Source organism: Agrobacterium sp. H141 (genome assembly GCF_057158725.1).
Genome location: NZ_CM169893.1, coordinates 4,058,984 through 4,083,467 on the forward strand (window position 1 = coordinate 4,058,984; position 24,484 = coordinate 4,083,467).

At 57.1% G+C, this 24,484-nt stretch carries 26 protein-coding genes and 1 other RNA gene; 19 read left to right on the plus strand and 8 right to left on the minus strand.

Annotated elements, in window-relative coordinates; genetic code table 11:
* Nucleotides 1-57 precede the first annotated feature (57 nt).
* The 7 genes from ACWPM9_RS19115 to dnaJ all read left to right on the plus strand — a co-directional run bounded on the left by ACWPM9_RS19115 (nt 58) and on the right by dnaJ (nt 9,065).
* Nucleotides 58-474, plus strand: a complete 417-nt coding sequence (locus ACWPM9_RS19115; RefSeq protein ID WP_428186498.1) for a MarR family winged helix-turn-helix transcriptional regulator — start codon at nt 58-60, stop codon at nt 472-474.
* A 104-nt stretch (nt 475-578) separates the two neighbouring features.
* Nucleotides 579-1,970, plus strand: a complete 1,392-nt coding sequence (locus ACWPM9_RS19120; RefSeq protein ID WP_484756170.1) for a dipeptidase — start codon at nt 579-581, stop codon at nt 1,968-1,970.
* 360 nt (nt 1,971-2,330) lie between these two features.
* Nucleotides 2,331-2,789, plus strand: a complete 459-nt coding sequence (locus ACWPM9_RS19125; RefSeq protein ID WP_484756171.1) for a YbaK/EbsC family protein — start codon at nt 2,331-2,333, stop codon at nt 2,787-2,789.
* A 211-nt stretch (nt 2,790-3,000) separates the two neighbouring features.
* Nucleotides 3,001-5,196 (plus strand): transglycosylase domain-containing protein, encoded by a 2,196-nt coding sequence (locus ACWPM9_RS19130; RefSeq protein WP_484756172.1) that lies wholly within the window; start codon nt 3,001-3,003, stop codon nt 5,194-5,196.
* 318 nt (nt 5,197-5,514) lie between these two features.
* Nucleotides 5,515-7,428 carry a molecular chaperone DnaK gene (gene dnaK / locus ACWPM9_RS19135; protein ID WP_428186213.1) on the plus strand — a complete coding sequence of 638 codons (1,914 nt, stop codon included), beginning with the start codon at nt 5,515-5,517 and terminating at the stop codon, nt 7,426-7,428.
* Entirely contained in the window at nt 7,428-7,895 is a 468-nt protein-coding gene (locus ACWPM9_RS19140) for a hypothetical protein (RefSeq protein WP_484756173.1), read from the plus strand. The genes dnaK and ACWPM9_RS19140 overlap by 1 nt, the downstream gene beginning before the upstream one ends.
* A gap of 6 nt (nt 7,896-7,901) precedes the next feature.
* Complete coding sequence (gene dnaJ / locus ACWPM9_RS19145) at nt 7,902-9,065, plus strand: molecular chaperone DnaJ (protein ID WP_428186215.1); 1,164 nt, start codon at nt 7,902-7,904, stop codon at nt 9,063-9,065.
* 79 nt (nt 9,066-9,144) lie between these two features.
* Here dnaJ and ACWPM9_RS19150 read toward each other — a convergent pair whose 3' ends face one another.
* Together ACWPM9_RS19150 and ACWPM9_RS19155 are read right to left on the minus strand one after the other, a co-directional pair.
* Nucleotides 9,145-9,354 (minus strand): SlyX family protein, encoded by a 210-nt coding sequence (locus ACWPM9_RS19150; protein ID WP_428186216.1) that lies wholly within the window; start codon nt 9,352-9,354, stop codon nt 9,145-9,147.
* A gap of 17 nt (nt 9,355-9,371) precedes the next feature.
* Nucleotides 9,372-9,662 carry a hypothetical protein gene (locus ACWPM9_RS19155; protein ID WP_484756174.1) on the minus strand — a complete coding sequence of 97 codons (291 nt, stop codon included), beginning with the start codon at nt 9,660-9,662 and terminating at the stop codon, nt 9,372-9,374.
* Between the two features lie 181 nt (nt 9,663-9,843).
* Here ACWPM9_RS19155 and recF point away from each other — a divergent pair, with 181 nt between their 5' ends.
* From recF to ACWPM9_RS19170, 3 genes are read left to right on the plus strand one after another with little or no spacing between them, the layout of a single operon-like run.
* Nucleotides 9,844-10,971 (plus strand): DNA replication/repair protein RecF, encoded by a 1,128-nt coding sequence (gene recF, locus ACWPM9_RS19160; protein ID WP_484756175.1) that lies wholly within the window; start codon nt 9,844-9,846, stop codon nt 10,969-10,971.
* Between the two features lie 44 nt (nt 10,972-11,015).
* Complete coding sequence (locus tag ACWPM9_RS19165; protein WP_484757686.1) at nt 11,016-11,774, plus strand: molybdopterin-synthase adenylyltransferase MoeB; 759 nt, start codon at nt 11,016-11,018, stop codon at nt 11,772-11,774.
* Nucleotides 11,771-12,247: a GNAT family N-acetyltransferase gene (locus tag ACWPM9_RS19170; RefSeq protein ID WP_484756176.1), complete on the plus strand. Its 477-nt coding sequence runs from the start codon at nt 11,771-11,773 to the stop codon at nt 12,245-12,247. Before ACWPM9_RS19165 ends, ACWPM9_RS19170 begins: the two co-directional genes overlap by 4 nt.
* Nucleotides 12,248-12,250: 3 nt before the next feature.
* On the opposite strand, the gene ACWPM9_RS19175 is transcribed toward ACWPM9_RS19170, so the two are convergent.
* Nucleotides 12,251-13,255 (minus strand): 2-hydroxyacid dehydrogenase, encoded by a 1,005-nt coding sequence (locus ACWPM9_RS19175; RefSeq protein ID WP_428186219.1) that lies wholly within the window; start codon nt 13,253-13,255, stop codon nt 12,251-12,253.
* A 190-nt stretch (nt 13,256-13,445) separates the two neighbouring features.
* Between ACWPM9_RS19175 and ACWPM9_RS19180 the strand changes: the two genes are divergently transcribed.
* Nucleotides 13,446-13,988: an SH3 domain-containing protein gene (locus tag ACWPM9_RS19180; protein ID WP_428186220.1), complete on the plus strand. Its 543-nt coding sequence runs from the start codon at nt 13,446-13,448 to the stop codon at nt 13,986-13,988.
* Here ACWPM9_RS19180 and ACWPM9_RS19185 read toward each other — a convergent pair.
* Nucleotides 13,981-14,973 (minus strand): adenosine kinase, encoded by a 993-nt coding sequence (locus tag ACWPM9_RS19185; protein ID WP_484756177.1) that lies wholly within the window; start codon nt 14,971-14,973, stop codon nt 13,981-13,983. The genes ACWPM9_RS19180 and ACWPM9_RS19185 overlap by 8 nt on opposite strands.
* A gap of 352 nt (nt 14,974-15,325) precedes the next feature.
* Here ACWPM9_RS19185 and ACWPM9_RS19190 point away from each other — a divergent pair, with 352 nt between their 5' ends.
* The gene (locus ACWPM9_RS19190; protein WP_484756178.1) at nt 15,326-16,270 is read left to right on the plus strand and encodes an AEC family transporter; all 945 of its coding nucleotides are present in this window, start codon (nt 15,326-15,328) and stop codon (nt 16,268-16,270) included.
* A gap of 66 nt (nt 16,271-16,336) precedes the next feature.
* On the opposite strand, the gene ACWPM9_RS19195 is transcribed toward ACWPM9_RS19190, so the two are convergent.
* Complete coding sequence (locus ACWPM9_RS19195) at nt 16,337-16,897, minus strand: c-type cytochrome (protein ID WP_428186223.1); 561 nt, start codon at nt 16,895-16,897, stop codon at nt 16,337-16,339.
* Between the two features lie 154 nt (nt 16,898-17,051).
* Here ACWPM9_RS19195 and ACWPM9_RS19200 point away from each other — a divergent pair, with 154 nt between their 5' ends.
* Nucleotides 17,052-17,807, plus strand: a complete 756-nt coding sequence (locus tag ACWPM9_RS19200) for a 3-deoxy-manno-octulosonate cytidylyltransferase (RefSeq protein WP_428186224.1) — start codon at nt 17,052-17,054, stop codon at nt 17,805-17,807.
* 13 nt (nt 17,808-17,820) lie between these two features.
* Nucleotides 17,821-18,675 (plus strand): prephenate dehydratase, encoded by an 855-nt coding sequence (locus ACWPM9_RS19205; protein WP_428186225.1) that lies wholly within the window; start codon nt 17,821-17,823, stop codon nt 18,673-18,675.
* Here the strand turns inward: ACWPM9_RS19205 and nudC are convergent.
* On the minus strand, nt 18,672-19,634 hold the full coding sequence (gene nudC, locus ACWPM9_RS19210; RefSeq protein ID WP_484756179.1) for an NAD(+) diphosphatase: 963 nt from the start codon (nt 19,632-19,634) through the stop codon (nt 18,672-18,674). The two genes, ACWPM9_RS19205 and nudC, sit on opposite strands and share 4 nt — an antisense overlap.
* Nucleotides 19,631-20,080 (minus strand): HIT domain-containing protein, encoded by a 450-nt coding sequence (locus tag ACWPM9_RS19215; protein WP_484756180.1) that lies wholly within the window; start codon nt 20,078-20,080, stop codon nt 19,631-19,633. Before ACWPM9_RS19215 ends, nudC begins: the two co-directional genes overlap by 4 nt.
* A 59-nt stretch (nt 20,081-20,139) precedes the next feature.
* Here ACWPM9_RS19215 and ffs point away from each other — a divergent pair.
* The 4 genes from ffs (at nt 20,140) to ACWPM9_RS19235 (ending at nt 23,187) form a co-directional block, all read left to right on the plus strand.
* Nucleotides 20,140-20,236, plus strand: an RNA gene (gene ffs / locus ACWPM9_RS19220) — signal recognition particle sRNA small type.
* Nucleotides 20,237-20,315: 79 nt separating this feature from the next.
* Nucleotides 20,316-22,187: a DNA polymerase III subunit gamma/tau gene (locus ACWPM9_RS19225; RefSeq protein ID WP_484756181.1), complete on the plus strand. Its 1,872-nt coding sequence runs from the start codon at nt 20,316-20,318 to the stop codon at nt 22,185-22,187.
* 37 nt (nt 22,188-22,224) lie between these two features.
* Nucleotides 22,225-22,548 (plus strand): YbaB/EbfC family nucleoid-associated protein, encoded by a 324-nt coding sequence (locus tag ACWPM9_RS19230; protein ID WP_428186229.1) that lies wholly within the window; start codon nt 22,225-22,227, stop codon nt 22,546-22,548.
* Nucleotides 22,549-22,572: 24 nt separating this feature from the next.
* Entirely contained in the window at nt 22,573-23,187 is a 615-nt protein-coding gene (locus ACWPM9_RS19235) for a LysE family translocator (protein ID WP_484756182.1), read from the plus strand.
* 12 nt (nt 23,188-23,199) lie between these two features.
* Here the strand turns inward: ACWPM9_RS19235 and ACWPM9_RS19240 are convergent, their stop codons facing one another.
* Nucleotides 23,200-23,814 (minus strand): MOSC domain-containing protein, encoded by a 615-nt coding sequence (locus tag ACWPM9_RS19240; protein WP_484756183.1) that lies wholly within the window; start codon nt 23,812-23,814, stop codon nt 23,200-23,202.
* Between the two features lie 57 nt (nt 23,815-23,871).
* On the opposite strand from ACWPM9_RS19240, the gene recR reads away from it, so the two are divergent.
* Nucleotides 23,872-24,477, plus strand: a complete 606-nt coding sequence (recR, locus tag ACWPM9_RS19245; protein WP_428186232.1) for a recombination mediator RecR — start codon at nt 23,872-23,874, stop codon at nt 24,475-24,477.
* Nucleotides 24,478-24,484 lie beyond the last annotated feature (7 nt).

Genomic DNA, 24,484 nt, shown 5'->3' on the forward strand with positions numbered 1-24,484 from the left:
ATTTATTATCCTTTCGCGGAGACACTCGCGGCAATGAAAGCAATTTCCCGGGACAGCATGGAATCCGCCACTTATCTCGCCGCACAACTCGCCAAAGGCTTTAACCGCTCTTTGCAGATGAAGGCTGCCCGTCTGGGATTCTCCCCTGGCCAGTTTCCCATCCTGATCGAACTCTGGGAGGAAGAAGGCCTGACGCAAAAGCAGTTGCTGGACCGGGTCGACATCGAGCAGGCCACGATGGCCAACACATTGTCACGCATGGAGCGCGACGGTCTGGTGGAGCGGCGCCCTCATCCAAAAGACAAGCGCGCGCAACTTGTATTCCTGACCGAGAAGGCGCGCGCCATGCGTGAAGAGGCCATGAGCACAGCCGAAGAGGCAGACGAGTTTCTGTTTGCCGGCTTTCGACGATTCGAAAAAGAACTGATGCTGGAATATATCCGCTGGGCGATCGAGAACTCCAAGAAACTCTGACACCTCTGCTGCGGTGGATGCCGGGGATTTTCGGCTAACAGTCTCGCAACGCGCACTGCTTTGCGATAACGTCCCGCGACCTTCGAAAAAGCAGGACCTCCCTCATGACTGACATTTCCGCCGTTCTTCAGCGTGCCGACACGAATTTCGACCAGAGCCTTGAGCGTCTGTTCGAGCTTGTGAAAGTTCCATCGATCTCCACGGACCCCGCCTACAAGGCGGAATGCCGAAAGGCTGCCGAATATATGGTGACAACGCTGAACGATATCGGTTTCGAGGCATCTATACGCGAGACCGCCGGTCACCCGATGGTGGTCGCGCATCATGATGCCGCTTCACCAGACGCGCCGCATGCCCTGTTTTACGGGCATTACGACGTTCAGCCGGTTGATCCGCTCAATCTTTGGGAAAATGATCCATTCGCGCCGGCACTCAAGGAACTGGAGCCCGGACGCAAGGTGATCACCGGTCGTGGCACATCGGACGACAAGGGTCAGTTGATGACCTTCGTTGAGGCCTGCCGTGCCTACAAGGACACGCATGGATCTCTGCCGATCAAGATTACAATCCTGTTCGAAGGCGAAGAAGAATCGGGCTCGCCATCGCTGATGCCGTTTCTCACGGCCAATACGGACGAACTGAAGGCAGACTTCGCCCTCGTTTGCGATACGTCCATGTGGGACAAGGATACACCTGCAATCGCTGCAGCTTTGCGCGGTCTTGTTGGCGAGGAAGTGACCGTGATCGCGGCCGACCGCGATCTGCATTCCGGACTTTTTGGAGGCGCTGCCGCCAACCCCATTCATATTCTGACCAAGATCCTGGCGGGACTGCATGACGACAATGGCCGCATCACTCTGGACGGGTTTTACGATGGGGTCGAAGAAACACCATCCAACATCAAGGCGTCGTGGGAGACGCTTGAACGTTCTTCCTCCGATTTCCTTGGCGAGGTGGGCCTTTCCATTCCGTCGGGAGAAAAGGGACGCTCCATCCTGGAACTGACATGGGCACGCCCCACTGCGGAGGTGAATGGCATCACCGGCGGTTACACCGGGGAAGGCTTCAAGACCGTCATCGCGGCGAAGGCATCCGCGAAAGTGTCCTTCAGGCTTGTCGGTGAACAGGATCCTGCGAAGATCCGCGAAAGTTTCCGCGCCTATGTCCGTTCGCACATTCCCGGTGACTGCTCGGTCGAGTTTCACGAACATGGCGGCTCGCCTGCCATCCAGTTGTCCTATGATTCGCCTGTGCTTACAAAAGCAAAGAATGCGCTCTCGGAAGAATGGCCCAATCCAGCCGTTGTGATCGGCATGGGTGGTTCTATCCCGATTGTGGGCAATTTCCAGAAGACGCTCGGCATGGATTCATTGTTGGTCGGTTTCGGACTGGTCGATGATCGCATCCACTCGCCGAATGAAAAATACGAGCTCAAATCCTTCCACAAGGGGATCCGGTCATGGATTCGCATTTTGGACGCATTGGCTAAGAAGTAACAGATCTTTCGGGCAGCCCGGAAAAGCAAAAAGGCCGGGCAAGCCCGACCTTTCCTCCGTTCATTCAACGACCTGCCAGTACATCCGTGGTCAGACTCGCGATGAACGCTGTAATACTTCCAGACAGTTCCTGTGGCCGGTCGGCCTTCAATTCCCTATCTGACGTCTTCATGTTGCCGCGATGTGATTAACAAATCGTTATTCACTGAAACGCTCTTGCAACATTACGTGACGATCCTGGAAACCCAGGGAGCATCGCAATAGGCATGAGGTGGTTATTCCCGACCCCAATTTCAAGACGCAAGACGATCTACGGGGTTTGGGCTTGCTCAAAGAGGTTCCATTTTTTACAAAACTTGCATGAGCCTTGATTCCGTAAAAGCGTTCTTTGCTGACCGCGCGCCCGACACTGTAATCATCGAGACAGAAGCCAGTTCGGCGACCGTTGCTGAGGCAGCAGATGCCCATGGCGTTGAGCCTGACCAGATCGCAAAGACGATCTGCGTACGCGTTGGCGATCAGGCAATGCTTGTTGTCACGGCAGGCATGAGACGGCTGGACAACAGGAAATTCAAAGATCAGTTCGCAGCAAAGCCCCGAATGCTGGGCGCAGAAGACGTTGCGTCACTGACCGGTCATCCTGTCGGCGGCGTGTGCCCTTTCGGGTTGGCGACGGTATTGCCAATCTATTGCGACACATCGTTGAAGGCTTATGGCGAGGTGGTACCAGCAGCCGGTTCCACAAATTCGGCGATCCGTATTTCCCCCGAAAGAATGGCGGAGTTGGTGGGGGCTACCTGGGTCGATGTCTGCAACTGAGACAGCACCAACCCGCAAGACAAACACGAGGCGCGTTGAAAATCACGCACGGCTGCGCCTGAAAACCGCTCGGTTAACCCAGGTTTAACGTCCCCTTAAATCGCCGCAATTAAAGTTCACCTCAAATTCGAGGCTTTCGGGTCTCGGCGAACTTCCCATCGAGACGCTGCGTCACGCGGCGATTATCCTCAAGGAGCAAGATCCGCTCGCAATGGCTGGCAAACGCAATCCAAGACAACGCATCGAACCCACCCTTGATGGACGCCGCAGCAGCAGCGACTTGAGGCTGGATGCCAGTGACCGTGTGGCAGGGAATGGTTCTTCGAAACAGAAGACCACGAAGTCGTCCCGATCCGGTTCCAAACCTCGCAAGGGCAAAGCAAAGGGCGGGCGTCGGCACTCTTCGGGTGGCATCTTCGGGTTGTTCAAGCGGCTGGCCTACTGGTGCGTGGTTCTGGGTATTTGGGGCGGTATCGGCGTTGCCGGTATTCTTGTCTATTATGGCGCGCGCATGCCAAGCGCCAGCACTTGGTCTATTCCCGACCGGCCGCCCAACATCAAGATCGTGTCCGTGGACGGGACCGTGATTGCCAATCGCGGCATCACCGGCGGCGAAGCGGTTTCGCTTGACGAGATGTCTCCCTTCATTCCGGAAGCGGTTGTGGCAATCGAAGACCGACGGTTCTACTCTCATTTCGGCATAGATCCGCTGGGACTCGCTCGTGCGATCGTCACTAATCTTGTGACCGGGCATACGGTTCAGGGCGGATCGACGATTACGCAACAGCTGGCAAAAAACCTTTTTCTGTCGCCTGAGCGGACCATCGAGCGGAAAGTGCAGGAAGTGCTGCTCGCCTTCTGGCTGGAGCACAAGTTCTCCAAGGATCAGATATTGGCGATGTATCTGAACCGAGTCTATTTCGGCTCTAATGCCTATGGCGTCGAGGCGGCATCCCGGCGATATTTCAACAAGTCTGCACGAGACGTAAACCTTGGCGAAGCGGCTCTTCTCGCCGGACTTTTAAAGGCCCCTTCAAGGCTTTCGCCGGCGCGTGATCCGAAGGCTGCGGAGGAGCGTGCGCAGGTGGTGCTGGGGACCATGCGCGAAGTCGGCTTCATCACTGAAAGTGAAGTGAAGACCGCGATGTCGCAAAAACCGACCAAGGCGCGAAGCTACTGGTCAGGTGCCGGGCAATATGTTGCCGACATGGTCATGAGTGACGTCAAAAACCTGATCGGCACGGTCAATCAGGACCTCGTGGTTCAGACGACCATCGACATGACTCTCGAAAAAAAGGCCGAAGAGGCGATCGCCGACAGTCTCGCCAAGGATGGCAAGAAATTCCGCGCGGGACAGGCCGCACTTGTCTCAGTCGACGGGACAGGCGCCATTCGCGCACTGGTCGGTGGGCGAGATTATGCGACCAGCCAGTTCAATCGTGCCGTGACCGCCAAGCGTCAGCCCGGCTCCTCCTTCAAGCCCTTCGTCTATGCTGCTGCAATGGAAATCGGCGATACGCCGGAATCGGTGCGCAACGATGCGCCGGTGAAAATCGGAAACTGGACACCGGAAAACTACGAGAAGAATTACCGTGGACCGGTAACGCTTTCCTATGCGTTGACGCATTCACTTAACACGATTGCAGCTCAACTGGTGATGGAGGTTGGACCGCAGCGCGTGGTCAAGCTCGCACACCGCTTGGGCATCGAGTCGGATCTTCAGGCCAATGCCTCGATCGCGCTTGGAACGTCTGAAGTGTCACTTGTCGAGCTGACATCGGCCTATGCGCCCTTCATGAATGGGGGCTACAAGGCAACGCCCCATGTGATCAAGAGCATCACCACGACCGCTGGCAAGACGCTCTACGAGACAGATTACGCCAATCCTCCCCGCGTTCTCAGCGGTACTGTTGTGAACGAGATGAACAGCATGCTGACGCGGGTCCTCACGGAAGGAACCGGAAAAAATGCGCGGCTGTCGGGCTGGCAGGCAGCGGGCAAGACCGGCACGACGCAATCTTTCAGAGATGCACTTTTTGTAGGTTATACCAGCAACCTCACCACCGGCGTTTGGTTCGGCAATGACGACGGTACGTCGATGAAGAAAGTGACGGGCGGAGGACTGCCGGCGAAGGCCTGGCACGAATTCATGACCGCGGCGCATTCGGGTCTGAGATCCGTGCCGCTTAGCGGAGGTGGCGAACCCGAAGAGCCTGCGTCCATCAGCCAGATCATTTCCGAGGTCTTTACCGGCAAAGACAGCTTCCCCAACGCGCCGGCAACAATTGGCACAGACGGGCGCAAGACCGGTACGACCGGCCCGGTTCCACCGGGAGATATCGGCACCCAACCCACACCTTCAGCGCCGCGAAAAACGACACTTCTCGATCTGATTATGGGAGGTTAAGGTCACCCTCTGCCCGCTGCAGAGGCGGGAATCCGGTTTGGTGGCATGCCTTGGGCAAGGCTATCGCTCCATAACGCCCGGCGCCGGAGCGCTCGGGGATGCGAGCATGCAACCGTTGACGGAACACGATCGAGCCGCAATATCTTATTTTTACTGGATAACGCCGGATTTGAAGACTTGCAGTCGGAAAATTCGCTTCTTATATACGCCGCATACAGAGCAGTCACGACTGCACAACCCTAACGGCAATCCACGTCAAGGGGCTGTCTATGAATGCCTCAACCGGGTTCCGACAGTCTGCTTCAAGGAGAGAATGACATGGCTAAAGTAATCGGTATCGACCTTGGAACGACAAATTCCTGCGTCGCTGTCATGGATGGTAAAGACGCGAAGGTCATCGAAAATTCCGAAGGCGCACGTACCACGCCTTCAATGGTCGCCTTCACTGACGATGGCGAGCGCCTCGTTGGCCAGCCGGCCAAGCGCCAGGCGGTTACCAACCCCACCAATACCCTCTTCGCAGTCAAGCGCCTGATTGGCCGCCGCTACGAAGATCCGACCGTCGAAAAGGACAAGGGTCTCGTACCTTTTGATATCGTTCGCGGCGACAATGGCGATGCTTGGGTCGAAGCGCAGGGCAAGGGTTATTCCCCGGCTCAGATTTCGGCCATGATCCTTCAAAAGATGAAGGAAACTGCTGAATCCTATCTCGGTGAAAAGGTCGAAAAGGCCGTCATCACCGTTCCCGCATACTTCAACGATGCCCAGCGTCAGGCCACCAAGGATGCCGGTCGTATTGCAGGCCTTGAAGTTCTGCGCATCATCAACGAACCAACGGCTGCCGCTCTGGCTTACGGCCTCGACAAGAAGGACGGCAAGACCATCGCCGTTTACGACTTGGGCGGCGGTACCTTCGATATCTCGGTTCTTGAAATCGGCGATGGCGTCTTCGAAGTGAAGTCGACCAACGGCGACACCTTCCTCGGCGGTGAAGACTTTGACATGCGTCTGGTCGAATACCTTGCAGCCGAGTTCAAGAAGGATCAGGGCATCGACCTCAAGGGTGACAAGCTTGCTCTGCAGCGCCTCAAGGAAGCATCCGAGAAGGCCAAGATCGAACTGTCCTCCTCGCAGCAGACCGAAATCAACCTTCCGTTCATCACCGCTGATGCTTCCGGTCCGAAGCACCTGACCATGAAGCTGACGCGCTCGAAGTTCGAGACGCTGGTTGACGATCTGGTCCAGCGCACCGTTGCACCTTGCAAGGCAGCTCTCAAGGACGCTGGCGTATCGGCTTCCGAAATCGATGAAGTCGTGCTTGTCGGCGGCATGAGCCGCATGCCGAAGGTACAGGAAGTCGTCAAGCAGTTGTTCGGCAAGGAACCGCACAAGGGTGTGAACCCTGACGAAGTGGTTGCCATGGGCGCGGCCATTCAGGGCGGCGTTCTGCAGGGCGACGTCAAGGACGTTCTTCTGCTCGACGTGACCCCGCTGTCGCTCGGCATCGAAACGCTCGGCGGTGTCTTCACCCGCCTGATCGATCGCAACACGACGATCCCGACCAAGAAGTCGCAGACGTTCTCGACTGCCGAAGACAACCAGAATGCCGTCACCATCCGCGTCAGCCAGGGCGAACGCGAAATGGCTCAGGACAACAAGTTGCTCGGCCAGTTCGACCTTGTCGGCCTTCCGCCTTCACCACGCGGTATTCCGCAGATTGAAGTGACCTTCGATATCGATGCCAACGGCATTGTTCAGGTTTCGGCCAAGGACAAGGGCACCGGCAAGGAACAACAGATCCGTATCCAGGCCTCCGGTGGCCTGTCGGATGCCGACATCGAGAAGATGGTCAAGGATGCCGAATCGCACGCCGATGAGGATAAAAAGCGTCGTGCAGCGGTAGAAGCCAAAAACAATGCCGAGAGCCTGATCCATTCCACGGAAAAGTCGTTGAGCGAGTATGGCGACAAGGTTTCCGCAGAAGACAAGAAGGCGATCGAGGACGGCGTTGCTGCTCTGAAGACTGCAATCGAAGCTTCCGAACCGGATGCAGACGACATTCAGGCCAAGACCCAGTCTCTCATGGAGGTTTCCATGAAGCTTGGTCAGGCCATCTACGAGGCACAGCAGGCTGAAGGCGGCGAAAGCGCTTCGGAAGCCAGTGCCGAGGATGATGTCGTTGACGCCGACTATGAAGAGGTAAAGGACGAAGACACGAAGAAGTCTGCCTGATGCAAGGGCAACTGTTTCGCACAGTTCTGAAGCGGCTGGCCCTAGGGCCAGCCGTGTTCGTGCTGGCCTATGGCTTTGGTGCCAGTGCCCAGACGGGCAAGGACGAAGATGTCTATCGGAAGGTTGCGAGCGAAGAAGCGCGTGTCCTGAAGGCCCTCAAGGCCAGTGACGGCGCAGCACTCAAGCGCTCAGTCGGCGCGCTGGGCAAGCTCATAGACAGCGCCATGGCGCGTCGGGAGCGTGGCGAGACAGTCACGGCCTGCGATATGTCAGCACATTCTCTTGCATTTGTAGCGGTGTCCACACTGGAAGGCCTTGCACACGGTAAACAGGAACGCCAGTTACTTCTTGGCGACGCCAAATCCGCAGCTGAGGATTTCCGCAAGGACATGCAGGCTTGTGAAAAATTGACCGGCCACAAGATTGGCAGCCACGCGAGTGTGGGGAAAGCTTTGAGAGCTTTATAAAAAACCATGGCAAAAGCAGATTTTTACGAGACCCTCGGGGTTGGCAAGACGGCGGATGAAAAGGAACTGAAAAGTGCCTTCCGCAAACTTGCCATGAAATTCCATCCGGACAAGAACCCGGACGATACCGAGGCGGAAAAGAAGTTCAAGGAAATCAACGAAGCCTATGAAACGCTGAAGGACCCGCAGAAGCGGGCTGCCTATGATCGCTTCGGCCATGCCGCCTTCGAGCAAGGCGGAATGGGCGGCGGTGGCGGCGGCTTCCAGGGCGGTGGCTTTGGCGGCGGTGGCGGTTTCTCCGACATCTTCGAAGATATCTTTGGCGAGATGATGGGCGGCGGCCGCGGCGGCGGTCAACGGGGTCGGGCGAGCGGTGGACGCGAACGTGGCGCTGACCTTCGCTACAATATGGAAATTTCGCTGGAAGAATCCTTCACCGGCAAGACAGCGCAGATCCGGGTTCCAACCTCGATCACCTGTGACGTCTGTTCGGGTTCAGGCGCCAAACCCGGCACACAGCCGACTACCTGTGGCACCTGCCAAGGATCGGGCCGCGTACGCGCAGCGCAAGGCTTTTTCTCGATCGAACGCACCTGCCCGACCTGCCACGGTCGCGGCCAGACGATTTCCGATCCGTGCACCAAGTGTCATGGTCAGGGCCGCGTCACCGAAGAGCGCTCGCTTTCGGTCAACATTCCGGCCGGCATCGACGATGGGACACGTATTCGTCTGCAAGGCGAAGGCGAGGCAGGTCTTCGAGGCGGCCCGGCAGGCGATCTCTACATCTTCCTGTCGGTGAGACCACATGAGTTCTTCCAGCGTGATGGTGCAGACCTCTATTGCTCCGTGCCTATTTCGATGACGACGGCAGCCCTTGGTGGCACCTTCGATGTCGTCACGCTCGACGGAACCAAGTCCCGTGTGACGGTTCCCGACGGCACCCAAGCCGGAAAGCAGTTCCGTCTGAAGGGCAAGGGAATGCCGATCTTGCGGTCCGCGCAGACTGGTGATCTCTATGTGCAGATCCGGATTGAAACACCGCAGAAGCTGAACAAGAAACAGCGCGAATTGCTGCAGGAATTCGAGCAGCTTTCATCCAAGGAGAATAATCCGGAATCGACCGGCTTCTTCTCCCGGATGAAGGATTTCTTCGACACGCTCAGCGAATAATCAAGTCATATGTAAGAAAGCGCCTTTCGGGGCGCTTTTTTTGTGCCGAGTTCTGTCTTCACCACCGCTACCCTGTCGATCAATAGTGGGGGGGCCTTGTATCGGCAGGCGCGTCGATGACCTGCTCCTCGATCGACAGGAAGCGTTCCGTGAGGCGGTCGAGTTTCGCTCTGGTCTGCTCGACCACTTTCCACTGCTCGGCCAGCTGATCTGACAATTCCTCAATAACGCGACCCTGATGCGCCACCGTCTCCTCAAGCCGTGTGATCGGGTTGTCTTGCTCGTCCATACTGTCTTTCCCAGCGTTTAACGCTGCTTCTTTTTCCTGTAGGGCATCAACATGATCGCCGAACCGGTCACGGCTGCTGAAAAGGTGAGTGCTAATGGCCCAGCAATCATGATGACCGGCAGAGCCGGATTGGACACCCGTCGCAGATGGGTTTGCAGACCGCCCAGATCGAGAAAGATCAGCGCGACAGCGACACCCAGACCCAGCACCGCGCCGAATGCTGCATTAAGAGCGAGAAACCGCAACATCTGCCAGTGATCAAGTCTTGCCTCTTCGGGTGTCAGCTCATCCTCATGCATACTGCCCATAAGCCAATTCCCAGCGGGTGATGACTCACATTCTATATCGGGGAACGCATGTGGCACAATCTCAAATCAAGCCTACCGGGCGCACACAAGTCACCCGGCAATCCATGAATTGGATCTGAGGTAAACTTGCTTTTACCTGCCAATCGGCCTAGCTCATGGACATTACCAATTGCAGAGCCTCATGACGCACAAGGTCCATATTCGCCGTCTGAAACTCACTGACTTTCGTAACTACGTGCACGCCTCTCTGGCGCTCGATGCGCGTCATGTTGTGCTGACCGGCTCCAACGGATCGGGAAAGACGAACCTGATGGAAGCGGTGTCCTTTCTGTCACCGGGACGCGGGCTGAGACGCGCAGTTCTTGCTGATGTCGCCCGTGTGGGGGCGTCGGGTGGATTTTCTGTCTTTGCGGAAATTGAAGGCATGGACGGTTCGGTCGAACTCGGGACAGGCACAGAGAGTGGTGAAGAAGGTCAGGTTCGCCGATTGCGGATCAATGGAACCCCGACCAAGTCCAATGACGAACTAACGGATCACCTGCGTGTGTTATGGCTAACACCTGCGATGGACGGCCTTTTCACGGGGCCTTCGGCGGACCGGCGACGATTTCTCGACCGGCTGGTTTTATCCTTGGACCCGGCCCATGGGCGCCGGGCGAGTGACTTCGAGCGCGCCATGCGCAGCCGAAACAGGCTTTTGAGCGAAGGCCGGTACGATCCCACCTGGATATCTGGAATCGAACGGCAGATGGCATCGCTCGGAATTGCCATGGCCGTTGCCCGACAAGAGATGCTCGGGCTGCTAACGGGCCTGATTGCCCAGCATGATGATGACGCAGATGATTTTCCCTCAGCCGAACTCACCGTAAGCGGATTTCTGGATGGCGAGCTTGATCAACCGGCCATCGATCTTGAAGACCGCTATTTCGACATGCTGGCCGATGGACGTTTTCGCGATGCGGCCGCAGGGCGGACACTCGATGGGCCACATCGCGCCGACTTGTTAATCCGCCACTGCGAAAAGAACATGGAGGCTGCGCGTTGTTCGACGGGCGAACAAAAGGCGCTGCTGGTCGGGCTAATCCTCGCCCATGCACGGCTTGTCGCGAACCTGACCGGGCATGCGCCGATATTGCTTCTGGACGAGATCGCCGCCCATCTGGACGAGGCGCGGCGCGCAATGTTGTTCGACCGCATAGATGCGATCGGTGGGCAGGCCATCATGACGGGTACGGATCAAAGCATGTTTTCTGCACTTGGCGACCGCGCTCACTTCGTGACAGTCAGCGATGGGACATTATCTGTCTGATAAAGCCTTCACGCACAGCCTCAAAGAATGTCAGAATGAGCGGTATGGATCCTTTAAGCCCAGACGAAATCGAGCGCTACAAGCGTCACATCCTGCTGCCAGAGATCGGCGGAACAGGACAACAGAAGCTGAAAGCTGCCCGCGTTCTGATGATCGGAGCTGGCGGGCTTGGATCTCCGGTGCTTCAGTATATGGCGGCGGCTGGCATCGGCACTATCGGCATTGTTGATGACGACGGTGTATCGCTATCCAACTTGCAGCGGCAGGTCATTCACGACACAGGCACCATCGGGGATGCCAAGACTGCGAGCGCAAGGGCAGCCCTTATGCGGCTCAATCCTGAGATCCGTGTTGTTACCTACGATGATCGTTTCACCTTGCAGTTGGCCCCATCGATCATCGGCAGCTACGACCTGCTGGTGGACGGCTCTGACAATTTCGAGACGCGCTACGTGGCTGCCGACGTTGCCGAGGCTGCACATATTCCCTTGGTGAGCGGCGCTGTCGGGCGGTTCGATGGTTCGCTGACGGTGCTCAAGCCGTACGAGCAGGACTGCGAGGGGAACCATAATCCGCGCTACAGCGATCTCTTCCCAGAACCGCCGCCGGAAGGACTTGTGCCGTCCTGCGCGGAGGCCGGCGTTATCGGTGCGCTGACTGGCGTTATCGGCACGCTGATGGCCATGGAGGTCATCAAGCTTCTGACAGGCACAGGCGCGCCGCTGGTTGGCAAGCTTTTGCTTTACGACGCGCTATCAGCGCGCTTCGACACAATTCGATACAAACGGCGGAAGACGATATGATCACCATAGTTGCGATCGACCCGGAATTCGATCGCTGGCAGGAGTTGCTCAATCTCATTCTCTCGTCATTTGCCTATATGAACGGGAAGATCGAGCCACCCTCGTCTGCGTTGACGCTTACCGTGCAGAGCCTTCAGCAGATGGCCAAGGACGAGATCGGTTTTGTCGCATTGGACGGCGAAAGCATTGTCGGTTGCATATTCTGCCGGGAGGAGCTGCCTGACACGATCTATGTCGGCAAGCTCGCCGTTTCGCCCGATGTGCAAGGCAAGGGCATAGGCAGAGCTTTGTTGGCAAAGGCGGAGAGCCTTGGCAAACGTATGGGCTGCAAGCAGCTACGGCTGCACACACGTATCGAACTGATCAACAACCACGCGGCTTTTGGGGCCTGGGGTTTTGAGAAGACAGCCGAGCGAAGCCACCATGGGTTCGATCGCGTGACTTATATCGAGATGCGGAAGACGCTGGCCTGACGATCAGCTGCGACCAGGAAGCACCCTGTTGGGCGGCCGATGACCGTCGAAATACGTACGAATATTGATGATCACCTTGTCACCCATGTCGATACGGCCTTCGATCGTCGCTGAGCCCATATGCGGCAGCAGCACGACCTTGCCCTGTTCTGCCAGCTTCAACAGCTTCGGATTGATGGCCGGCTCGTTTTCAAACACATCGAGACCGGCACCGGCGATCTTGTTTTCTTTCAGGCATTGGATCAGGGCATTCTCATCGATGATTCCGCCGCGCGCCGTGTTGACGATATAGCTGTTGGGCTGCATCAGCGCGAGACGCCGTGCAGACAACAGATGATAGGTGGCAGGCGTGGATGGGCAATTGACCGATACGATGTCGACCCGCGCCAGCATCTGGTCGAGACTATCCCAATAGGTTGCCTCCAACTCATCCTCGGTCGCTGGGCTTACCTTGTTTCGGTTGTGGTAGTGAATGGAAAGGCCGAATGCCTTGGCCCTCTTGGCAACCGCCGTGCCGATCCGTCCCATGCCGACGATACCAATGCGCTTTCCCCAGATCCTGTGTCCCAGCATCCAGGTTGGTGTCCAGCCAGCCCATTTTCCGGCGTCGTCGGTCAGTATCTGTGACCCCTCGGCCAGTCGCCGGGGGACAGAGAGAATCAGCGCCATGGTCATGTCGGCGGTGTCTTCGGTCAAGACATTGGGTGTGTTGGTGACCGTGATACCTTTGCGGGCAGCGGCATCGACGTCGATATGGTCATATCCGTTGGAGAAACTTGCGATCAGTTTCAGATCCGGGCCCGCCTGCTCGATCAACGCGGCGTCGATGCGATCTGTCACCGTCGGCACCAGAACATCAGCCGTCTTCATCGCCGCGACCAGTTCCGGCTGCGTGCGCGGCTTATCCTCGATGTTAAGTTCAGCATCGAACAACTCGCGCATGCGCGTTTCCACCGCATCCGGCAACTTCCGGGTGATGTAAACCTTCGGCTTTTTCCTGGTCGTCATACGGATTAAAGGCCTTGTTCAGAAGTCGTTAACCAAAGCAGGCGATAATTCGCCTATCGAGCCATTTTCTACCAAACCCGTCGGCGAAGACAAACAAAACTCGCATGCGGCGACAGGATTTCCCTACCGCGCTGCAGCATTCGCCGATCGTGGAAGTGGCCTTTCCCTTCTTGAATCAAGCGGGTTCGTCATGCGTAAACACTTCATCGAATTCGTTTCCAGCCTCACCATAGCGGCCCTTCTCTTGCTCGCCGCATCGCTGCCAACAGCAGCGCAATCGACCTCGAAAGGCCCAAGCGGGCTTCCTTTGCCCCGCTTTGTCAGCCTTAAAGCCGCGCGCGTCAATTTGCGTGTCGGCCCAGGCACCGACTATGCCGTGTCATGGCTCTACCTAAAATCCGGCCTGCCCGTCGAAATTATCCAGGAATATGAAAATTGGCGTCGCGTACGCGATGCCGATGGAACCGAAGGCTGGGTCAGCCAGAGCCTGCTTTCAGGCGAGCGAACAGCGGTGGCCGCCCCCTGGATGCGGGGCAATACAGACGATGTGTTCGTCAATATGCGGCGCGATTCGCTGGATACAGCGGCAATCATCGCCAAGCTGCAGCCAGGCGTGATCATGAAGCTCGACGAGTGCACCGGAAACTGGTGCCGCGCCGAAACCGGTGAAATCGAGGGATGGGTGGCGCAAAGAGAAATCTGGGGCGCCTATCCCGGAGAAGCGTTCAGATAAGACCTGCGTCCTTGGCGGCCTGCGGCAACGATGTCGAAGGCCGAGGGCCGATTTGCTGGATCACAACGCCAGCTGCGAGACAGCCAAACTTGCCGCAATCCTCGAGTGATCGTCCTTGCGTATAGGCATAGAGGAAGCCAGAGGCGAACAGGTCTCCGGCGCCGGTGGTATCCACCAACTCCACGATTTTTGTCGCTTTGACATAGATGCGTTCGTCACCTTTCACGATGACGGCACCCTTTTCACTCATGGTGACGGCTGCGATCTTGCAGTCGTCGGCAATCTTGTCGAGTGCCGCCTCGAAATCCTCGGTCTCGTAGAGCGCCAGAACCTCCTGGGTATTGGCAAAGACGATGTCGATGGTTCCTGAGCGCATCAACTCGAGAAATTCATCGCGATACCGCTGCACACAAAAGCTGTCGGACAATGTCATGGACATTTCGCGACCGTGTTCGTGAGCGATACGCGCGCAATCGACGATGGCCTGCTTTGCAAGCGGCGGATCCCAGAGATAGCCTTCGAAATAGGTGACCTTCGCTTCCGCGACCACATCTGCTTCAACGTCTTCCGGTCCAAACTCAACGCAGGCGCCGAGATAGGTGTTCATGGATCGCTCACCGTCCGGCGTCACAAAGATCATGCTGCGCGCCGTCGGCGGAAATGTGCCGTTTGCCTTTGTCTTGTAATAGACGCCCTGCGCTCGGATATCATGCGCGAAGATCTCGCCAAGCTGGTCTTCGGCGACCTTGCCGAAATAGGCAGCCTTGCCGCCCAGATTGGCAATGCCGGCTGCCGTGTTGCCAGCGCTTCCGCCGGACGCCTCCACGGCTGGCCCCATCTTGGCATACAGTGCCTCGGCGCGCTCGGCATCGATCAGGTTCATTGCAGCCTTGACGATCCCGTTGTCACTCAGAAAATTGTCATCGCAACGGGAAATAATATCGACGATCGCATTGCCGATGGTGAGGACGTCGTATTTGCTCATGAAACCTTGATCTCCGCGTTTGCGATTGTCTGACCTCTCATAACGTTTTTTCCGTGCATTTAAAGCGTTGCGGCGTTTTTTGAGACGAATGCCCTGATGTCATGCAGTTGTAACCTTGGCGCGCTATTCGAAAACCACGCGAATATGGCTTCACCAATTCTGAAGCCTTCGCGCACCAGTCGCATGATGCGGCTACGGCTTCGAGATCCAAGGTTGACCACGGATGTACTGGCGACCGGACGATCTGCGAAGCCGAGGCCGTTCGAACGGCGTCAACATCGGCGAGATTGCAAGAATGCTCACTGAGCAGTAAGACCTTGGTTTTCCCTCTCCGCCGCCAAGGCCGGACTTCATGTACACAATTGCAATCAATGTCACGCCCATCTTCCTGCTCATCCTTCTCGGATGGGGACTCGTCCGAACAAATTTCCTGAAAGACCATATCGGCGACGCGCTCGGCGAATTCGTTTTCAAGGTTGCGGTCCCGATATTGCTGTTCAAGACGATATCAAGCGCCGATTTCCACGGCGTCTCACCGTTCCGTCTGTGGGCAGCCTATTTCGCCGGCGTCGCCATCACCTGGTCAACCGGACATATTATCGCCACGCGCTTTTTCGGACGAGATGCGCGTGCTGGCGTGCTGGCGGGTGTTTCCAGTGCGTTTGCTAACAATGTTTTCATCGGCTTGCCGCTCATCAGCCGAATTGTCGGCCCCGACGGGGTCGTTGCTCTGTCCATCCTGCTTGCCATTCACCTGCCGCTGATGATGGTCACGGGCACCGTTCTGATGGAAAATGCCGACCGCACGGTGAGCGGACATGCCTCCCGAAGCTTTCCCCTTCTTCTACAACAGATCGCATTCAATCTCCTTCGCAACCCGTTGGTCATCGGCCTTGCTGCAGGCCTTGCAGTTCACTTTGTCGGTTTGCCGCTGCCCCATGTCATCGACACGGTTCTCGAACAGATTGCCGGCATTGCAGCGCCGGCAGCCCTTATCTCTCTTGGCATGGCGCTCAACAAATACGGGATTTCCGGAAATATTGGCCTGGCCAGCGTCATTTCAGGGCTGAAACTTTTCCTGCTGCCAGCCTGCGTATGGGGCGCATCGCATTTGCTTGGGCTCAGCCCTGATCAGACTGCGGCCATGGTGCTGACGTCTGCGGTGCCAACCGGCATCAATGCCTGGCTCATAGCCAACCGGTTTGGCGTCGGGCATGGCCTCACCGCTTCAACGATTACCATCACCACCGTTGTCGGTGTTGCCACAGTGTCCTTCTGGACCTGGCTGATACTCTGACGGAAAATGAAAAATGCCCGACGCGATGCCGGGCATATTTAAAAGAACACGCTTTTAAGAAGGCGATCAGTTCGTTGCTGGCGGCTCAGGAAGCGCAACCGGCGAATCAGACAGGCTGCGAAGGTAGGCAATCAGGTCGGCGCGTTCGCTGTCTTTCTTCAATCCGCCAAAGCCCATGGCAGTTCCGGAGATGAGTTTCTTCGGCGCAATCAGAAAGTGGTTCAGGTTTTCGAAGGTCCAGGTGACCGAACCGCCCTGTGAGAAGTCCTGCATTGCAGACGAATAGCTGAAGCCCTCATGCGAGGCGATCGGGCGCTCGACGACACCCCAAAGGTTCGGACCGACCTTGTTTGGGCCACCCTTGGTGGCGTCATGACAGCTCGCACACTTCTTAAATACGCTTTCACCACGACCGGCATCGGCGCTTGCCAGAAGAACGGCGATCGGCGTCTCTTCGACAGCAGCCGGTGCACCGGCACCATCGCTCGGTTCCGCAGCGGCGATGGCAAAACCTGCCGTTTCCGGAGCTTCCGAATGAAAGATCCCCTCTGACAGGATAGATACAGACATCAGAACGAAGACAGTGCCCAGCAGCGCCCCAACGCCCATGTTCACGTATGAATTCATATGGAAACGCTCCCCATTGCAGCCGGCGAAGATCTAGCCGGACGATCTTGAAATCGGGCGGAACCTATGTCTTTTGCTTGACAGTTGCAACACGATTGTGGTCCCGACACTGAGACCTTTTGCCACTTTTCTACCAACATTTGAAGGACCGGCGATGCATAAATTGAATTCGGCCAAAACATTGGTGCTTATCCCGGCCCGCATGGCATCCACGCGACTGCCAGGCAAGCCGCTTGCGGATATTTGCGGCATGCCGATGATCGTTCAGGTCGCGCATCGCGCTGCAGAAGCTGATGTTGGGCGAATCGTTGTGGCGGCCGACGACCAGCGCATCTGTGACGCTGTTCGGCAGGCAGGCTTCGAAGCCGTAATGACACGCAATGACCACCAATCCGGTTCGGACCGCATTTTCGAGGCTTTGCAGGCAATTGACCCTGATCGTCACGCCGAAACGGTGATCAATGTGCAGGGCGATCTACCCACAATTGAAGCCGATGCCATTCGCGCTGCCGTACGTCCACTCGACAATGCGGAAACAGATATCGCCACATTGACGGTGGAGATTACCGAAGAGAGTGAAAAGACCAACCCCAATGTGGTGAAGGTGGTCGGTTCCCCCATTTCGGACACGCGTCTCAAGGCACTCTACTTTACGCGCGCCACTGCGCCCCATGGTAAAGGTCCGCTCTTTCACCATATTGGACTTTATGCCTATCGCCGTTCTGCGCTGGAGAAATTCGTGTCTCTTTCGCCATCTGTGCTTGAACGACGCGAATCACTCGAGCAGTTGCGAGCTCTGGAAGCCGGCATGCGGATCGATGCAGAAATCATTCGCTCCATTCCGCTCGGCGTCGATACTGCTGAAGACCTGGAAAAGGCACGGCGCGTTCTAGGCACACAAGCCCAATAACGGAAAACCCCACATGACCAGCAAGACGAACAGAATTGCCTTTCAAGGCGAATATGGTGCAAACTCAGACATGGCTTGCAGAGACATGTTTCCCGATATGGAGCCCCTGCCCTGCCCCACTTTCGAGGACGCCTTCGTCGCCGTTGAGAACGGGGATGCCGATCTGGCCATGATCCCGATCGAAAACACCATCGCAGGCCGCGTTGCTGATATCCACTATCTGTTGCCGGAGTCCAAGCTGCATATCGTCGGCGAATATTTCATGCCGATCCGCTTTCAGTTGATGGTTTTGCCGGGCGTTGGCCGTGACGAGATCGAGACCGTTCACAGCCATATTCATGCGCTCGGCCAGTGCCGCAAAATCATTCGTTCGAATGGCTGGAAACCGGTCGTCGCCGGCGATACTGCGGGGGCTGCCAAACTGGTGGCAGAGATCGGTGACCGCTCGATGGGGGCGCTTGCGCCGCGCCTTGCCGCTGACCTCTATGGCCTCGACATCATCGCCGAGAATGTCGAGGATACAGAGAACAACGTGACGCGCTTTGTTGTTCTTTCACCGAAGGAACAGGCTCGCACGAGAACCCATGCAGACGAATTGTTCGTGACGACATTTGTATTCAACGTGCGCAACATTCCTGCGGCGCTCTATAAAGCCATGGGGGGCTTTGCTACCAACGGCATCAACATGACGAAGCTTGAAAGCTACCAGATTGGCGGAAAGTTCATTGCGACACAGTTCTATGCCGACATCCAGGGCCATCCGGACGACCTTCCGGTCAAGCGTGCGCTCGAGGAGTTGCGCTTCTTTTCCGAGAAGGTGCACATCCTTGGCGTCTATCCGGGCCACCCCATGCGCAAGAGCCTCTAAGAAGCGCTCCATTCCAGCCAGTCGCGCATCAACCGGTGCGCGATTGCCCCCTTTGGTGGCGCTACCTTTCCCTCGCCGATAGCTCGTGCAAGCATTGCCTCGGTTTCGCTTCGGGTAAACCAGCGACAATCTTCCAGTTCATTGCCGTCGAAGTTGATGTCCGTGCTTTCCGCTCGGCCATAACAACCGATCATCAGGGAATGAGGCATGGGCCATGGTTGCGACGCATGGTAGCGCACGGTTCCGACCGGGATACCAGCTTCCTCCAGTGTCTCGCGACGTACTGCATTTTCGATTGTCTCACCGGGCTCTACGAAACCGGCAAGGCAGGAATACATGCCTTCGGCAAAATGCGGGCTGCGGCCCAGCAGGCATCGATCAGCGTCTTCATCAATGACCAACATGATCGCCACGGGATCCGTGCGCGGAAACATCAGATGACCGCAAGCGCTACAACTGCGCCGATAGCCCGCCAATTGCGAAACCGTTGGCGAACCGCATTTGCCGCAAAACCGGTTGGTTGCATTCCAGTGGAGCAGGGAAAAGCCTTGGGCTGCTTCGCTCACCAGTCCGTCATCCAGTAATGCATCACGATAAAGGGAGCGTGCGCCGATGGCCTTGTAGAGTTCGGGCAGTGTCTCGGGATCGATGCCGACCGGAACCGCAAGCCTCGGCTCACCGCTTGCCAGGTAACCAAGAAGAACCGCGTTATCGGGATCCGGATCGAGTGACGTTAGTTCGTAAGGTGCGAAAAGCGGATCAAGTATCTGTCGGTCATGCTTGAGGATCAGTTTGTCGCCGGCAAAGGCCAGTGCGTGCACCCCATCAAATTTGAAGGCCTCTTCAAGGGAATTCTCGTCGCGAAGTTCGGACCTTGTTTCCAGGGCGTTCTGGGCAAAGGCCGTCAGGCTGCTGGCCTCTGGGTGAGGTGCGTCGGTATCGAATATGGATTTCATCATCGGTGAAGCGCTTTTAGGAACCTGTTTTTGAATTCGTCTTCCTGATCTGACGCATAGGGTTCCGCAGTTCCAAATCCCCAGACCGGCCCGGGCCAGTTAGCGTCGCCTTCAGTGCGGGCGATCACGTGTATATGTAGCTGACGAACGATATTTCCAATCGCCGCGACATTAATCTTCGTGGCCGAAGTGGTCTCTTTCATGGCGGCAGCAACCGTCATCTGCTCGAATGTGAGGACGGCTTGATCCAGTGGCGTGAGCTCGAACAACTCGGTGATGCCCTTCCTCTGCGGCACCAGAATTACCCAGGGCCAGCGGCAATCATTCATCAGTCTAGCCTGGCATAGCTCAAGCGTCACAAGCGGCTTGCTGTCGCGCAGCAACCTTTCATCCATTTCAAACGACCTTGATGGCATCGGCGGCATTCCCTTAAAGCATTTTTTTCTCATAGCAGTTTTTTGACGCCTTGGCTTGCATTTGAGAACGTTATTGACGATATGTGCTGTCGGGAGGTTGGTGGTGGACGAGCCACTCGCCAACCGGGTCAGGTCCGGAAGGAAGCAGCCCTAACGAGCCCGGCACGGGTCATCGTGCCAGCCTCCCACCTTTTCTTTCGGAATGCCGGTGTATTGCGCCGGCGATTATGCCCGGAACCACAGGGCGGACGAGGATGCCGGCAGCTTCATGAGCGAAATCGAGCCGACAGCGCCGAACAAGAGTTCCGTATCCAGCGGTTACCGCGTCCTTGCCCGCAAATATCGCCCAAAGGATTTCTCAGATCTGATGGTCGGCCAGGAGCCGATGGTCAGAACACTGACCAATGCGTTCGAGACAGGACGTATTGCGCAAGCCTATATGCTGACCGGCGTTCGCGGTGTGGGCAAGACGACAACGGCCAGAATTCTGGCGCGGGCGCTCAATTATAAAACCGATGAAATCGACAAGCCGACGATCGATCTGAGAATCCCCGGCGAACATTGTCAGGCGATCATGGAAGGCCGCCATGTCGACGTCATCGAGATGGACGCTGCCTCGCATACCGGTATCGACGATATTCGTGAGATCATCGAGCAGGTGCGCTATCGCCCTGTGTCGGCGCGCTACAAAGTCTACATCATCGACGAGGTTCACATGCTGTCGACACAGGCTTTCAACGGCCTGCTGAAGACGCTTGAAGAACCACCGGAGCATGTGAAGTTCATTTTCGCGACGACCGAAATTCGCAAAGTGCCGATCACGGTCCTCTCACGTTGCCAGCGGTTCGACCTTCGCCGAATATCTGCAGCCGATCTGGTTGGCCTGTTCTCGACGATCTCCTCCAAGGAGGGGATCGACGTCGAGGACGAAGCACTGGCCATGATTGCCCGTGCAGCAGAGGGTTCGGCCCGCGACGGTCTGTCCCTGCTCGATCAGGCCATTGCCCATGGCGGCGGATCGGTTCAGGCCGATGCAGTGCGCGGCATGCTGGGCCTTGCCGACCGTGCGCGCATTGTCGATCTTTTTCATCACATCATTACCGGCGACGCGGCGGCAGCGCTGGAAGAATTTGCGGGTCAATATGAAGCCGGTGCCAACCCAACCGTGGTGCTGACAGATCTTGCCGATTTCACCCATCTGGTAACGCGCCTCAAATATATCCCGACTGCCGCACAGGATCCTTCGCTGAGCGAAGTGGAGCGTGTACGCGGCATCGAGTTTGCCGAAGGCGTTGCCATCACGACGCTGTCGCGTATGTGGCAGATGCTGCTGAAGGGCATTACCGAGGCTGAAAATTCCGCGCGGCCGGCCGGCGCGGCCGAGATGGTGATCATTCGTCTGGCGCATGCGGCAAACCTGCCGTCGCCCGAAGATGCTGCACGTCGACTTGCCGAAATTTCGTCCGATAGCGGTGCCAGCGCACCGCAACGTCCGAGCGGAAACGGCAATGGCGGCGGACAGCAGATGATGCGGACGCAAGCCGTCGGCCAATCGTCGGGCGGCTATGCTGGGCAACCTTCCGGTGGCGCGACAGTCGCGAGACTTCAGGCGGTTCCATCAAGTCCCGAGACGCGTCCATTAGAGGTGATACGTCCCGACACCCGTCCGGCCGCAGAACCCGTCATGAGCGTGCCTATCAATTCGCTTGAGGACATATCCGAGCTTTGCTCGAAAAATCGCGACCCCAAATTGCGTGCGCTGGTTCGCGGCTATGTCCGACTGGTTCGACTGGAACCCGGCAAGCTGGAGATCAATCTGCCGCCGGAAGCTCCTGCATCTCTGGCCAATGATCTGCAGCGCCGTCTGGAAGAATGGACCTCCATTCGCTGGATGGTCATGCTGAGCAAATCCGAAGGCCAGCCAACGCTTTCACAGGTTGAAGCCTCGCGGCGCGAAGCGCAGTTCCAGGACGCACGACAGGATCCCGACGTCATTGCCATTCTTTCGCGCTTTCCTGGTGCAAAGGTCACCGATGTTCGCATCCGGGCTGCCGAGTTGGAAGAGGAAACTATCGTTGCGCCCGCTGTGGTGGAATCCGACGAGGGCGATATCCTGCCGGGCGACGACATCGAATTCTAGCATCAGTATCCGATAACAGGACAAGGGAGATTGAGCCATGCGCGACATCATGGGCATGATGGGCAAGGTCAAGGAAATGCAAGCGAAGATGGAGAAGATGCAGGCGGAAATCGCCGAGCTCGAAGTCGTAGGCAAATCCGGTGGTGGCCTCGTCACCGTCACGATGACCGGCAAGGGAGAGTTGAAGGGCCTGAAGATCGATCCATCGCTCTTCAAGGAGGATGACGTCGAAATTCTCGAAGACCTGATCGTGGCTGCCCACAAGGATGCCAAGGACAAGGCCGAAGCCGTAACGGCAGAAAAGACCAAGGAAGTGACAGCCGGCCTGCCCATTCCGCCAGGCATGAAGCTGCCGTTCTGATCGCCCGCATCGAGGGGGTAAGACATGACACTGGCATCGCTGCTGATCTTCGCAGGTGCTCTTGTTGTTGCTGCGGGCTCACCGGGCCCCAGCATTGCAGCCCTGGTGGCGCGCGTACTTTCCCATGGCTACCGTGATGTCCTGCCGTTTATAATTGCCATGTGGATCGGGGAGGCAATCTGGCTTTCGCTTGCGGTTGCCGGTCTTTCGTCCGTTGCCGAGCGCTTCCATCTGCTTTTTGTCGGCATCAAATGGGCAGGCGTTGCCTATCTTCTGTTTCTGGCATGGAAGATGTGGAATGCGCCCGTCCACTCTGCAGAAGAAATCTTGCCGGATACCCATTCGCCGCGGCGACTGTTTCTCGCCGGGATGTCGGTTACGCTCGGCAACCCGAAGATCATGCTGTTTTACGTGGCCCTGCTGCCGACACTCGTGGACCTTGCCCATGTCAGCCTTGTCGGCTGGATGGAACTGACGCTGACGATGGTGATCGTTCTTGCCGTGGTTGACCTCAGTTGGGTGTTCCTCGCCGCCAAGGCGCGGCTTTTCCTGAAAAGCACGCCGGCAATGCGGATCGCCAATCGAACGAGTGCTGGACTGATGGCCGGAGCGGCAGCGGCCATTGCCGCGCGAAACTGATCGAGCTATCTGTCAGCCTGAGGCAATCAGAGCCTTGATCTTGTAATGAACCGGGGCCGCCAGATAGCGCGCCCTCGCCTCGCCTTCTAGCTTACGGCCGAAATTGACCATGAGTTCTGGCAAGCCGATCCGGTCTCCTCTGTAGGGCTGGAGCGACACTTCCATTCCGCTTTCCACAAAGCCGCCTGCAATGACCCGACAATAGGCTCCGGGGCGCGCTGCCTTGCTGTAGAGTCTGGCAAATGTCTTGTCGCCCATGCGCGCCGCAAATGTATTGCAGGGTATGCGTGCGGACGTGACCTCAAGAATGATATCGCCGATCTGGAATCGGTCACCGGCGGCCAGATCGCGATTGTCGACACCGTCAATCACCAGGTTCTCGCCGAAGATGCCGGGCGGCATTTCTCGCCCCAATTCCGTTGCCCACCAGGCCACCGTCTCGCCGCCTTCAAGATAGATAGCCTGATCGACACCGCCATGGTGCTTGCGATTGCAAATGGCGTCTCCGACGAGTCCTTCGGAATCCACCATCACAGGACCACCGATGGGAGACTTGTCTATTCCCGTCTTGTAGTTGAGGCCTGACAGGCGCTGGGCATGCCCCATACAGACGGCGGTGATTTTCATAAGGATCTCTTTCTTTCGACGATTCCGTTTGTCGATGATATCGGCTAGAAGCAGGCAATGGCAAAGCGAGTCACCGGTCCCGAAATTGAAAAACTCATCCAGCTTCTGGCAAAAGTGCCGGGGCTCGGCCCACGCTCGGCGCGACGGGCTGCCCTGCACCTTATCAAGAAGAAAGACCAATTGATGGGGCCACTCGCCTCGGCAATGGGCGAGGCTTTCGACAAGGTCAAGATCTGCTCGCGTTGCGGCAATGTCGATACATCCGATCCCTGCACAGTCTGCACGGATGAGCGACGCGAGCAATCGACTATCATCGTCGTGGAGGATGTCTCCGATCTCTGGGCACTGGAGCGCGCCAGCGCCATGAATGTCGCCTATCATGTGCTTGGCGGAACGCTGTCCCCGCTGGATGGCGTGGGACCGGAAGACCTGAATATCCGGGGATTGATCAATCGGGTATCCGAAGGCGGGGTCAAGGAAGTGATCATCGCCGTCAATGCCACGGTCGAGGGACAGACCACAGCGCATTATATCACCGATCATCTGGCCGAAATGGATGTGAAAATTACCCGTCTTGCGCATGGTGTGCCTGTTGGCGGCGAACTCGACTATCTTGACGAGGGGACGCTTTCGGCGGCCTTGCGGGCCAGAACGGCAATCTGACCGAACC